Origin of the sequence: Croceicoccus pelagius, from assembly GCF_001661915.1 — a bacterium.
Taxonomy (GTDB): Bacteria; Pseudomonadota; Alphaproteobacteria; order Sphingomonadales; family Sphingomonadaceae; genus Croceicoccus; species Croceicoccus pelagius.
Genome location: NZ_LYWY01000019.1, coordinates 82,125 through 94,403, shown reverse-complemented (window position 1 = coordinate 94,403; position 12,279 = coordinate 82,125). Strand labels below are relative to the sequence as shown.

The 12,279-nt window shown below is 59.9% G+C and carries 12 protein-coding genes and 1 tRNA gene; 8 read left to right on the top strand and 5 right to left on the bottom strand.

Annotated elements, in window-relative coordinates; genetic code table 11:
• Positions 1-3: 3 nt before the first annotated feature.
• From tpiA to A9D15_RS03900, 4 genes are all read left to right on the top strand, one after another.
• Positions 4-747: a triose-phosphate isomerase gene (gene tpiA, locus A9D15_RS03915; protein ID WP_066761969.1), complete on the top strand. Its 744-nt coding sequence runs from the start codon at positions 4-6 to the stop codon at positions 745-747.
• 94 nt (positions 748-841) lie between these two features.
• Positions 842-1,228 carry a preprotein translocase subunit SecG gene (secG, locus tag A9D15_RS03910; protein WP_066761967.1) on the top strand — a complete coding sequence of 129 codons (387 nt, stop codon included), beginning with the start codon at positions 842-844 and terminating at the stop codon, positions 1,226-1,228.
• 116 nt (positions 1,229-1,344) lie between these two features.
• Positions 1,345-2,976, top strand: coding sequence for a CTP synthase (locus A9D15_RS03905; protein ID WP_066761965.1), 1,632 nt, complete (start codon positions 1,345-1,347; stop codon positions 2,974-2,976).
• 68 nt (positions 2,977-3,044) lie between these two features.
• A complete protein-coding gene (locus A9D15_RS03900; RefSeq protein ID WP_229660363.1) occupies positions 3,045-3,824 on the top strand; it encodes a Crp/Fnr family transcriptional regulator in 780 nt (259 codons plus the stop codon).
• Positions 3,825-4,021: 197 nt separating this feature from the next.
• Here the strand turns inward: A9D15_RS03900 and A9D15_RS03895 are convergent, their stop codons facing one another.
• Positions 4,022-4,495 (bottom strand): Hsp20 family protein, encoded by a 474-nt coding sequence (locus tag A9D15_RS03895; protein WP_066761963.1) that lies wholly within the window; start codon positions 4,493-4,495, stop codon positions 4,022-4,024.
• A gap of 190 nt (positions 4,496-4,685) precedes the next feature.
• On the opposite strand from A9D15_RS03895, the gene grxC reads away from it, so the two are divergent.
• The 4 genes from grxC to A9D15_RS03875 all read left to right on the top strand — a co-directional run bounded on the left by grxC (position 4,686) and on the right by A9D15_RS03875 (position 6,439).
• The gene (gene grxC, locus A9D15_RS03890) at positions 4,686-4,958 is read left to right on the top strand and encodes a glutaredoxin 3 (RefSeq protein WP_066761961.1); all 273 of its coding nucleotides are present in this window, start codon (positions 4,686-4,688) and stop codon (positions 4,956-4,958) included.
• Between the two features lie 19 nt (positions 4,959-4,977).
• Positions 4,978-5,802 (top strand): carbon-nitrogen hydrolase family protein, encoded by an 825-nt coding sequence (locus A9D15_RS03885; protein ID WP_066761956.1) that lies wholly within the window; start codon positions 4,978-4,980, stop codon positions 5,800-5,802.
• Positions 5,799-6,290, top strand: coding sequence for a DUF1178 family protein (locus A9D15_RS03880; protein ID WP_066761954.1), 492 nt, complete (start codon positions 5,799-5,801; stop codon positions 6,288-6,290). Before A9D15_RS03885 ends, A9D15_RS03880 begins: the two co-directional genes overlap by 4 nt.
• Before the next feature lie 72 nt (positions 6,291-6,362).
• Positions 6,363-6,439 (top strand) — tRNA-Arg (locus tag A9D15_RS03875).
• Positions 6,440-6,881: 442 nt separating this feature from the next.
• Here A9D15_RS03875 and A9D15_RS03870 read toward each other — a convergent pair.
• From A9D15_RS03870 to asnB, 4 genes are all read right to left on the bottom strand, one after another.
• Complete coding sequence (locus tag A9D15_RS03870; protein WP_066761952.1) at positions 6,882-7,976, bottom strand: alkene reductase; 1,095 nt, start codon at positions 7,974-7,976, stop codon at positions 6,882-6,884.
• 42 nt (positions 7,977-8,018) lie between these two features.
• Positions 8,019-9,398: an NAD-dependent succinate-semialdehyde dehydrogenase gene (locus A9D15_RS03865; RefSeq protein ID WP_066761950.1), complete on the bottom strand. Its 1,380-nt coding sequence runs from the start codon at positions 9,396-9,398 to the stop codon at positions 8,019-8,021.
• A gap of 296 nt (positions 9,399-9,694) precedes the next feature.
• The gene (locus A9D15_RS03860; RefSeq protein WP_066761946.1) at positions 9,695-10,033 is read right to left on the bottom strand and encodes a hypothetical protein; all 339 of its coding nucleotides are present in this window, start codon (positions 10,031-10,033) and stop codon (positions 9,695-9,697) included.
• Positions 10,034-10,302: 269 nt separating this feature from the next.
• Positions 10,303-12,240 (bottom strand): asparagine synthase (glutamine-hydrolyzing), encoded by a 1,938-nt coding sequence (gene asnB / locus A9D15_RS03855; protein ID WP_066761945.1) that lies wholly within the window; start codon positions 12,238-12,240, stop codon positions 10,303-10,305.
• Positions 12,241-12,279 lie beyond the last annotated feature (39 nt).

The following is a 12,279-nucleotide window of genomic DNA, read 5'->3' as shown; positions in this document are numbered from 1 at the left end:
CTCATGAGCCAACGCTACTACATCGTCGGCAATTGGAAGATGAACGGCATGCGTGCCGCCTTGTCGGAAGCACGTGCGATCGATCGCGCGGCGCAACGCTTGCCCAAGGTCGAGGTCGCCATAGCACCGCCGGTAACGCTCATCGCCGCCATGCGCGAAAGCTCGACCGGCATCGGCGTTGGTGCCCAGAATTGCCACCACGCGGAAAAAGGCGCGCACACCGGTGACCTTTCGGCACCGATGCTGCGTGAGGCCGGGGCCGACTTCGTGATTGTGGGCCACTCCGAACGCCGCGCAGACCACCATGAAACGAACGAGCAGGTAAAGGCCAAGGCCGAAGCCGCGCAGGCCGTAGACATGGGCGTCATTCTTTGTGTCGGCGAATCGGAAGCCGAGCGCGATTCGGGCGAGGCCGAGGAAGTCGTCGCGCGCCAGCTGGCAGCGTCGCTTCCCGAAACGGCACAGCGCCTCTCGGTCGCCTACGAACCCATCTGGGCGATCGGCACAGGCCGCGTCCCGCAGGTTTCCGACGTTGCCGCCATGCACAAGCGCCTGCGCGCGGTGCTGACCGACAAGTACGCAGAGGAAGGCGCGGACGTGCGTATCCTTTACGGTGGTTCGGTTAAGGGCGAGAATGCCGAAGAACTGCTCGCCGTTGCCGAAGTCGGCGGCGCGCTGGTGGGCGGGGCAAGCCTTACCGCGGACGGTTTCGTTCCCATCATTGCAGCTGCGGCCGAGCAGGACTGATATCGGCTGACCGTCGCGGTCCTTGCGCCGCGCTGGCCATGGCGCTAAGGGCGGCGACGATTTCAAGAGATACCAGACGGAAGTTTAGCAGGTCATGTCGCTTTTTCTGTTCCTGACCGTAGTCCAGGCGCTTGTCGGCGCTGGGCTCGTGGCGGTTGTCCTCATGCAGCGTTCCGAAGGCGGCGGCCTCGGCGTTGGCGGCAGCCCGTCGGGTCTGATGTCGGCGCGCGGCGCGGCTGACTTCCTGACGCGTGCGACGACGATTCTTGCGACGCTGTTCGTGATTCTCTCGATCGCGCTTGCTGCCGTTTCGGTGAGCACCACTTCGGGCAGCAAGGTCGATACCTCGCTCGACCGTTCGATTCCTGCCGACGTCGATCCGCTGGGCGCGCCTGCTGCTGCTCCGGCCGATACGGCTGCTCCGGTTCCTGCCGAAGCGCCCGCCAACGACGATCCGCTTGCGGGCGCAGTCGGCGAATAAGGCACGCATGCCGTCGCGTGGCCGGGTGGCCGCGCGAAAAAATGTCATCTATTTGTGTAAACCGGTGCTCGCATTGCTTGCGGCGATGCACCCTTATTGATTAAGGCCCGACTCCCATGGCGCGGTACATATTTATCACCGGCGGCGTGGTCTCCTCGCTCGGCAAAGGTCTCATGGCGGCAAGCCTTGCAGCACTGCTGCAGGCGCGCGGGTACAAGGTCCGTATCCGCAAGTTCGATCCCTACCTCAACGTCGATCCGGGAACGATGAGCCCCTATCAACACGGCGAGGTATTCGTGACCGATGACGGCGCGGAAACCGACCTCGACCTCGGTCACTACGAACGCTTCACCGGCGTGTCGGCGCACCAGGGCGACAACATCACTTCGGGCCGGATCTATCAGTCTATCATCGCCAAGGAACGCCGTGGCGACTACCTCGGCGCGACAGTGCAGGTGATTCCGCACGTCACCGACGCGATCAAGGAATTTGCGCTTGCCGATACCGAAGGGCTGGACTTCGTCCTTTGCGAATTCGGCGGTACGGTCGGCGACATCGAAGGCCTGCCCTTCATCGAGGCGATCCGCCAGCTGCGCAACGAACTCCCGCGCGAGGATACCTGCGCGATCCACGTCACGCTGGTGCCCTACATCAAGGCGGCAGGCGAGCTCAAGACCAAGCCGACGCAGCACTCGGTCCGCGAACTGACTTCGCTGGGCGTTCAGCCCGACGTCCTGCTCTGCCGCTGCGAACAGCCTCTGCCTGAGGGTGAACGCCGCAAGATCGCACAGTTCTGCAACGTCCGGCCCGAGGCGGTCATTCCCGCGCTCGATGCCAGCAGCATCTATGCGGTGCCACTGCAGTATCATGCCGAAGGCCTCGACAACGAAGTCCTCCGCCATTTCCGCCTCGAGGCTCCGAAGCCCGAACTGGCGACCTGGCACGACATCGTCGACAGGTACGAGAACCCGGAAAGCGAAGTCACTATCGCCGTCGTCGGCAAATATGTCGGGCTGCCCGATGCCTACAAGTCGCTGAACGAGGCGCTTGTCCACGGCGGCATGGCAAACCGGGTCAAGGTCAACATCAACTGGATCGACGCCGAACTGTTTGAGCAGGACGACAGCGACATCATCGCGCAGCTTGAACCGATGCACGGCATTCTCGTACCCGGCGGATTCGGCAATCGCGGCAGCGAAGGCAAGATCGAGAGCGTGCGCTTCGCGCGCGAACGCGGCGTACCGTTCCTTGGCATCTGCCTCGGTATGCAGATGGCCTGCATCGAAGGCGCGCGTAATACCGCCGGCATCGCGGGCGCGTCGTCGAGCGAGTTCGGCGAATCCGCCGAGCCCGTCGTCGGCATCATCACAGAGTGGATGACGCCCGAGGGCTTGGAAACCCGTGCCGCTGGCGGCGATCTTGGCGGCACGATGCGTCTTGGCGCCTACGACGCGAAGCTGGCCGGAAACAGCCGCGCTGCATCGCTTTACGGCAGCACCGAGATCTCGGAACGCCACCGCCACCGCTACGAAGTGAACGTGGCCTACAAGGATCGCCTTGAAGACGGTGGTCTGATGTTCTCGGGCATGTCGCCAGACGGCCTCCTCCCCGAGATCGTAGAACGTCCGGACCACCCGTGGTTCGTCGGCGTGCAGTTCCACCCTGAATACAAGAGCCGTCCGTTCGATCCGCATCCGCTGTTCGCCGGATTTATCGGTGCCGCTCTGGAACAGTCACGCCTGATGTGATGCTGATACAGGGAAAGGGGTTGTCAAAGCCCCGTTCCCGAACGATAGCAAATTACAACGTTTAACTAATGTTAAGCGTTGCGGGTCGTTTTATCCGGGCGATGGTGGCCTGGACGGCGCGCCGAGGCGAGGCTGTCGTAGGTATCATGTCGTCTGTGGACACGAGTGAACTGCTCGGCTTGCTGCCGGCAGGAAGTCTGTTTGCGGACTGCACAGCCGAAGAACTCAGCCATATTCTCGCCCGCGCGAAGCCCCGCAGATTCCTGGCGGGTGCCGAAATTCTCTCGCAGGGAGAGGAGGGCGATGCGCTCTTCATTCTTGTATCGGGTGTCGCCCGCGTCAGCGTGATTGCCGCCAACGGGCGCGAGATCGTGCTCGACTATGCCGAAGCCGGCGAGATCCTGGGTGAGATCGCGATGATCGACGGCGGCGACCGCACCGCAAGTGTTCATGCCTTCACCGATTGTGAAGCGCTGCGCCTCGACCGTCCGGCGTTCGAGACGGCGATGATCGAACAACCCGCGATGGCGCTGCGTGTCATGCGCGCGCTGGCCCGACGCCTTCGCCAGACAAACCTCACGATCGAGGCCGAGCGTGCCTATACCTCGGGGCCGCGGCTTGCGCGTTTTCTGCTGCGCCTGATGATCGGCGAGGGGGATAAAAATGGCGGCAGCCAGCTCAAGCTTGCGCTTAGTCAAGGTGAGTTGGGCAACTTCGCTGGTATGAGCCGCGAGCAGATCAATCGGCAGCTGTCGGCGTGGGTAGATTGCAACATTGTGGCCCTGAATCAGGGAAAAGTAACAATTGTTGACAGAAATGCGCTAATCGATATCGCGGAAGAATGTTAGAAATGTTATAAGGGTTTGCTTCCCGGGGGTGACTATCTTTCTGCGACCCGGATGGTCATTCCAGGGGGGCAACGCGGCGGTGACGTCGCGGGGGTGGGCTTCGGCTCACCCCCAAATTACATAAAATAAGCAAATCATACTAAAAAAGGCGCGCCCGAAATTGCCGGACGCGCCCTTTTTTATGTGTTTACCGCAGGCTAAGCGGCCTTGTCTTCGCCATTGCCTTCGTTTTCGACGACGGAAAGCTGCTTGGCGCCATTGATTGCGATCTTTTTCGGCTTCATCGCTTCGGGCACTTCGCGTTCGAGGTCGATCACGAGCAGGCCGTCAGCCAGTTTCGCGTCCTTCACCAGGACGAAATCGGCCAGTTCGAAGCGGCGCTCAAACCCGCGCTGTGCGATGCCGACATGAAGGAATTCGCCTTTCTGGGATTCCTCGGCCTTGCGGCCCTGCACGGTCAGCAGGTTCTGCTGCGCGGTGATCTCGATATCCTCGGGCTTGAAGCCGGCGAGGGCGAGTGTGATGCGATAGTTGTCTTCGCCACGGCGCTCTATGTTGAAGGGCGGATAGTTGTCGCCCGAATTCATCCGCGCATTGTTTTCGAGCAAGTCGAAAAGGCGGTCGAAACCGACGGTGGTGCGGCGATAGGGGGTAAAATCAAAACGGTTCATCTTGCAAATCCTCCTCAAGAAGCAATTCACTGCAGGCGATGGTCCGGCCCAAAGGGCGCCGGGCTTACCCGCATTCGATATTGGCATCGCACCCTTGCGGCATGCGGTACCGACACACATCTGGGTAGTCGAAATGCCTGCTTCAAGTCCCCATTGGCAGGCAGTAGCGTCGTTATCGAAAGGAAATTGCGTGTCCGAAGACAACAAGCCGAAGGTCGAGATCTACACCCAGTTTGGCTGCCCTTACTGCCACCGCGCGATCGCCCTGTTGAAGTCGAAAGACATCGAGTTCACCGAATACGACGTGACGATGGACAGCAAAAAGCGTGCCGAGATGGTTGAGCGCAAACCGGGCGCCCGCACCGTGCCGCAGATATTCATCGACGACGAAGCCGTCGGCGGCAGCGATGAACTTGCCGCGCTTGAGCGTTCGGGCAAACTAGACCCGATGCTGGGTCTCTGATCGCGGCGTGAGCGTAACCGTGACCCGCATTGCCCTTTTTCAGTCGACGACCGGGATCGACCCCGATGCCAATGCCAAGGCGATCGAGGCCGCAATTGCCGAAGCAGCGGCAGGCGAGGCGAAGATGCTTTTCACGCCGGAGATGTCGGGCCTGCTCGACCGCGACAGGGCGAGGGCGCGGGTTCACATCGTGCCTGAAGCTGAAAATACGGTCCTGCGGCAAGTGCGCGCCGCGGCCAAGGCGCACGGCATCTGGGTCGCGCTCGGCTCGCTCGCTGTTGAGCGCGAGGATGGCAAGTGGGCGAACCGCTCTTTTCTGATCGATGCCGATGGCGGCGTGGTCGCGCACTACGACAAGATGCACATGTTCGACGTCGATCTGGCGACGGGCGAAAGCTGGCGCGAATCCAATGCCTATGCGGCGGGGGATGCGGTGGTCACTGCCGAAAGCCCGCTCGGCTGCCTCGGCCTTGCCATCTGTTACGACCTTCGCTTTCCCGCGCTGTTCGAGTCGCTCGGCAATGCGCGCTGCGACGCGATTGCCTTGCCGGCCGCTTTCACGGTTCCCACCGGCAAGGCGCATTGGGAAGTCCTCATCCGCGCCCGCGCGATCGAGGCCAGCGCCTACATGATCGCAACCGCCCAGGTCGGCACACATGAGGACGGGCGCCAGACCTACGGTCACAGCCTCGTCGTCGACCCTTGGGGCGAAGTCCTGCTCGACATGGGTGAAGCATCCGGTATCGGGTTCGCCGAAATAGATCACGCGCGTATCGAGGAAGTGCGCCGTCAGCTTCCCAGTCTTGCCAATCGCCGGAAAATCCCTAATTCGCAGGCGCAATGATCGTATTTGACCTCTCCTGCCAGCCAAACGGCCACCGGTTTGAAGCCTGGTTCCGTTCCTCGGACGACTATGCGCGTCAGAAGGACGGAGGGCTGCTTGTCTGCCCGGAATGCGGATCGCCGGACATCGAGAAGGCCGTCATGGCGCCATCCGTCGGGCGCAAGGGTAATCAGGTGCCTTCGCACGAGGTCCGGGTCGATATGCCTGCCGAAGGTGAGCTTGTGCCCACGGCGTCTGTGGCCAACGTGACCCCAAAAATGCGGGAGGCCCTGGTCAAGCTTGCCGCTTTGCAGAAAGAAGCGCTCGAAAAGTCGCGCTGGGTCGGCGGCGACTTCGCCGACGAAGCCCGCGCGATGCATTACGGCGAGCGTGAGGCAGAGGCCATCCATGGCGAAGCCACGGGCGAGGAAGTCGAGGAACTGCTCGAAGAAGGCGTTGAGATCGCGCCCCTGCCGTTTCCCGTCGCCCCGCCGGACATCGTCAACTGACCGCGTAGCAACGCGGTCACGGCACTTAACGCATTGTCATTGTGGCAAGCCGCTTATAAATGACCCGTGAGTGCGCCCGTAGCTCAGCAGGATAGAGCATCAGATTCCTAATCTGGGGGCCACAGGTTCGAATCCTGTCGGGCGCACCATCAGCAGATTTCCCCGATCTCGCATTCACCAAATCCTAGGTGATGCGCGTCTGAGAACAAGATTGTGACCGTCTGCGAAATGTCCGCTTTCCAATGCTGAAAAAGCGACAGAACACCCTGAAAGACGGAATTTCTTTCGCAAGCGTGATGTTAAATTTCGCTTGAGCAAGAAGAGCCTCTGGTGATTTGCACCTTACAATGGAGTGGCTGCGATATTCGCCAGCGACGGACGAGCGGTTTTTTCCGCGCTAGGGTCCGTGGCGAAACCAACATTGCAATGTCTCTGGTTTCGGTTCACCGCTATTTGTGGGGCACATCGCTCTCCTTACAGCCCTTGACGAGGCTATTAGCTTCGGACGATGTCTGACTTGACTAGGAACTGCTTCCGTGGAGGGCGCAAGCCGGATCGGACCTGCGCCCGACCCGGCTTGCTGATCAATATTCAGTGCATCGGATTCAGGAACGGGTAGTCGGTATAGCCGTTCTCGTCGCCGCCGTAGAACGTATCCTCATCAGGATCGTTCAATTCAGCTCCGATACGCAAACGCTCGGGCAGGTCGGGATTTGCGATGAATGGCCTGCCGAACGTGATTGCATCGGCATGGCCCTTAGCAATGGCTTTCGCCGCACGTGCGCCATCGTATCCACCGTTGCCAATGTAGACCCCTTCGTAGAGTGCACGAAGCCGCTGTAGAAGGGAGCGATCGGCGTCGCTGGTGTCCTGTCCGTAGAACTCCTCGACGACGTGGAGATAAGCCAGCTTGCGTTCGCTAAGCATGCGATATGCAGCGCTGAACGTAGTCTCAGGATCGCTGTCGGAGATGTCGTTGGCCTGGCCTAGTGGCGACAGGCGAACGCCGACCCGCTCCGCCGGGACGACTGAACAGACCCGGTCGAGAACTTCGCGCAGAAGACGCAGGCGATTTTCTACCGAACCGCCGTACTGGTCGGCGCGCTTGTTCACGCCGTCCTGCAAGAACTGGTCGAGCAGGTACCCATTCGCCGAATGGACCTCTACCCCGTCGAATCCGGCGGCAAGCGCGCATTTTGCAGCGTGTTCATAATCGTCCAGCGTCGCAGCGATGTCGTCGGCGGTCATCGCGACCGGATCGGACGTGTTTTCAAACCCGTTCTCGGTGAACGTCTGGGTTTGGGCAGTGACAGCGCTGGATGAAAAGGGCTGCGCGCCATCCGGAAGCAAAGATACATGGCTGATCCGCCCGACGTGCCACAGCTGGCAGAATATGCGCCCGCCAGCGGCATGGACGGCTTCGACCACCGGCTTCCAACCTGCCACGTGGCTATCGGTGTAGATGCCGGGCGTGTCCTTGTAGCCTTTGCCCATCGCCGAAATCTGCGTTGCCTCAGAAACGATCAGACCGGCAGATGCACGTTGACGATAATAGGTTGCCGCCATCTCTTGCGGTGTTCCGTCAGCCAGAGCGCGGTTGCGGGTCAGCGGAGCCATGAGAACGCGATTGGGTATTTCAATTGCCCCCACACTCAGGGGTTTGAAAAGAATATCGGTATCACTCATCGAAAATAGTCCTGAAAAAAATAGGAAAAGCGCGAAAGGAAATCAGGCCGCGATCTTGATCGCCTTGGCGTTCACGAATTCCTTCAGGCCTTCGGGGCCATGCTCGCGACCGTATCCTGAATCCTTTACGCCGCCGAACGGAAGGCTGGGCGATGCGACGTCGAAGCTGTTGATGAACACCATGCCGGTGTCGAAGTGTTCAGCCGCGAGCCTTTTGGCGCGCTCGACATCCTTGCTGAAGATACCGCCGCCAAGCCCATACCGGCTGCTGTTGGCGATCCGCATCGCGTCATCATCATCCTTCGCCTTGATGATCGAGGCAGCAGGGCCGAACAGTTCATCCTCATAGGCTGGCTGACCGGGCGTTACATCGGCAAGAACGGTCGGGGGATAGAACCAGCCAGCCCGGTCGGGGATCTTGCCGCCAGTGACAAGGCGTGCGCCCTTGGCGACACTTTCTTCAACTTGCTTGTGAAGCTTCTCTCGCTGCGGCTTGCTGACCATTGGGCCCAGCTGGGTGTCTTCTTCGGTCGGATCGCCGACCTTTATCGCTTCGAACTGTTCAGAATAGGCTTTGACAAATGCGTCGTAGTTCGTCTCGGTTACGATGAAGCGCTTCGCATTCACACAGGTCTGTCCATTGTTGTAGATCCTGCCGGCAACGCAGGTTTTCACGGCAACGTCTAGGTCTGCATCATCGAGAACGAGGTATGCGTCATTCGAGCCAAGTTCGAGGACCGTCTTTTTTACTACTGCACCAGCCTTCGCGGCAATGTGACGACCGGCCTTGTCGCTACCCGTCATGGTCACGCCGCGGACCAGATCGTGTTCGATGACCCGATCGGACTGATCGTGCGTAATGAAGAGAACGCCGAACAGCCCCTTTGGCAGGCCCGCTTCCTCATAGATATCGCGCAGAAATACCCCGCTTCCGGTGCAGTTCTCGGCGTGCTTCAGCAGAACGCCGTTACCGGCCATCAGGCTGGAAATAGAATAACGCACTGCCTGATAGGCAGGAAAATTCCATGGCTGGATGCCGTATATGACGCCGACCGGCGCATGCGCGACGAAGGCATTCGCGCCGTCCACTTCGCGTTCTTCGTCGGCCAGCACCTTGGGGCCGTGTTCAGCGGTGTAATCGCAGATGGCCGCGCAAAGCTCGATCTCGTCGCGGCTGTCGCCGATGAGCTTGCCGACCTCGCGGGTCATAAGCTGAGCGAATTCTTCCTTCTTTTCGCGCAGTTTTGCACCAATGGCCGCTATAACGGCGGCGCGATCATCCAGATCGCGAAGTCGCCATTCCCGGAATGCATCGTGGCTGGTCTGGACAACCGCGTCCGCTTCGTCGTCTGTCATATAGGGGTAAGTCGCGATGACCTCTTCGGTCAGAGGGTTCGTGGTGGTGAGATGCTTGTCTGCCATTTTCTGATCCTATCGGTCGCACCTGCCCCCGTGGCATGACAGATCGCGTTCTGCCCGCGTGAGGCAGAATACCGACCGATCGCTGCGAAGTCCGAGGGGAGCAGTGGTTTGCAGTCTGGTTCATCAAACCAAAGCATCGTCCCCCGAACAGTTCCGATCGCACGGAAATGCAGGGACGAACCGACAGTGTTTCATGCCGGAATGCATCCCCACTTGCTGGCAGCAGAATTAGTCGGGTGCCACGAGACCTTTTGTAGCTTTGCCGCTGTTAGAAACTGTGTCGGCAACCAATTCGATCAGCGCTTCTTCTTGGCAATTGGCGCATTGAAGTCCGGGTCCTTGTTCGCCACCCAGTCGACGAACTTGCGAACCGGAGGGAGGGCAAGAAGGCTTTCAACATCCATTCCGTAACGCTGAAGTTCGGAATTTGTGAAATTGTTGATCAGCGTTTGCTGGCAGATGGGGTGCATCGGCACGACCTCGCGCCCACCCCGGCTCTTTGGCACGGGATGATGCCATACTATCGTGGTACCAGTTGGCCGGCCACACAGCCAGCATGGCACTGAAGCCTCCGGGACGTTCTCCTCTCGATCCCAGTCTTCGTCGATGTCATGCTTTGAACGTTTACGGGCCATGATCTGCCTGAATTGCCTGAACCTGTGGATGCCACTTCTAGGCGTCTGTACCCGCCAGTGGCAATGATAGAGCAGGCATTCCCCTTTGGTTCAGATCCAAATTCTGTTCGGTATCTTCGAACTTTACGGCCCATGCCCTCTCCCAAGTTCGGAAATCGGCCTTTGGGATGGCGCAATACGTTTTGAACTACCGCATTCTGGGAGCACTCGCATTCTGTGCGCCTCACTTCGTTACCGATAATTGCCGCCTGGAACTTGTCCCGCCTTTGCTAGAGCAATTCGTCGATCGCGTGCAGCGCGATGGCGTGGTTCAGGATGATGTCCTTGCGCGTGTTTTGCGCGTGGTCGTCGCTCTTGCGGTAATCTTCAATGGACTGGCGCAGCTTGGCTTCGTCAAAAATGCCGTGCTCGGCGATCTCCTCGCTTGAAAGCCACTTTTCGATCAGCTTGTTGATCTCGGCTGTCTTCTCGGCGTCGGTGTGTGCAGGCGGCGCCATAAATGCGAATTTCTCGCGCTTGTAGAGAACTTCGGGAAGGACGTGCTTCATTGCTTCTCGAACGACCCATTTTTCGATCCCGTCGCGGATGCGGACATGGGGCGGGATGCGTAGGGCGAGTTCGGCGACGTGATGGTCGAGAAAGGCCGGCCGGCTTTCGAGGCTGTTGGCCATATCGACACGGTCGCCGCCCCAGTTGAGGATCTGGCCCTCCAGCATCGTCTTGATCCACGAATACTGCACCTTGTCGAGCACGTGACGCCCGTCGAGCATCGAACGATCGAGGCTGTAGGCGATGGCCGCCACCGGATCGTAGTCGCCCAGCCTTGCCTTGAACTCGTCAGACAACAGCGGCTTCACCCGTTCGAGCACCAGCATCCACGGCTGGATCCAGCTGGGCGTAAAGCCCATGACTTCCTCGAATGCGGGGTGGCTGATCTGCTTTTCGGCCAGGACCGAGCCTGAGAAGATCGCGTTGCGCTTCTTCATGTCCTCGCCCGCCGCGGTTTGGGCATAGGCGGGATCGTGCAGGAAGTAGTCGGCCTTGAACTGGGCATAGCCGCCGAACAGTTCGTCGCTGCCTTCGCCGGTGATGACGACCTTGTAGCCGACCTTTCGCACGTGTTCGCTCATCAACATCTTGGCGACGCCCAGCGTGTTGTAGAACGTGCGTTCGGAGTAATAGACCGCCTTCTCGAAGTTCTCGCCGTAAAGGTCGGTCGCCTTCAGTTTCAGGATGTCCTGGTCCGCGCCGACCATCTCGGCCATCTCGGTCGCGATGTGGGCTTCGTCATAACGGTCGTCGTCGAAACTGATGGTGAAGGCCTTGACCGGCGACTGCTGGATCGCGGCGGCCATGCCGATGATAGAGCAGCTGTCGATCCCGCCTGAAAGATAGCAGGCAACCGGAACGTCTGCCTCCAGCCGCAGGGTGATCGACTCTACCAGCGCGCGGCGCACGTTCTCGATGTGCTCTTCATCGGACAAGTCGTCATGCTGGCCGTCCAGCGGGAATTCAGCATCCCAGTAGCGGCGCTCTTCAACCTCGAAATCATCACCCTTTCGGCTCACGATCAGCATGTGACCGGGCTTCAGCGCGTGGATGTCCTCGAACAGGGTCATGCCTGGCACCATGACCTGCATCATCTGGTGAAGCTGGGCCTTGGGACACACATTGCGCGGCACGTCGGGGTGGGCGAGCATGGCCTTGATCTCGCTCGCCCAGAAGAAGCCCTTGTCACCCTTGTGATAATAGAGCGGGCGGATGCCGAAACGGTCGCGAACGATGATAAGCTGCTGCTTCGCCTCGTCGAACAGCGCGAAGGCGAACTCGCCGCGCAAATGGTGGACGAAGTCCAGCCCGTGCTTGTCGTAAAGCTTCATCGCGATTTCTGAATCGGATCGCGTGTTGAACCAGTAGCCGTCGGTGCGCAGCAGGCCCCTGATGCGCTTGTAGTCGTAGAATTCGCCGTTGACCGTCAATTTCAGGTGCGCCGTGCCGTCATCCTCGCGGCCGTGGATTGGCTGCGTGCCGCTGTTGAGGCCGATGATCGATAGGCGCGTGTGGATCATGGCGAGGCCGTTTTCGGGATCGTGCAGGAAGCCGCGTCCGTCGGGCCCGCGATGGTAGAGCGTGTCCGCCATCTTCTCGGTATGGGCTTTTGTCTGATCGTCGTAGTGGGGGCTCCACAGCCCGGCGATGCCACACATGGGTCGGTATTTCCTTTTCGTCGACCGGGACTGTCGCCC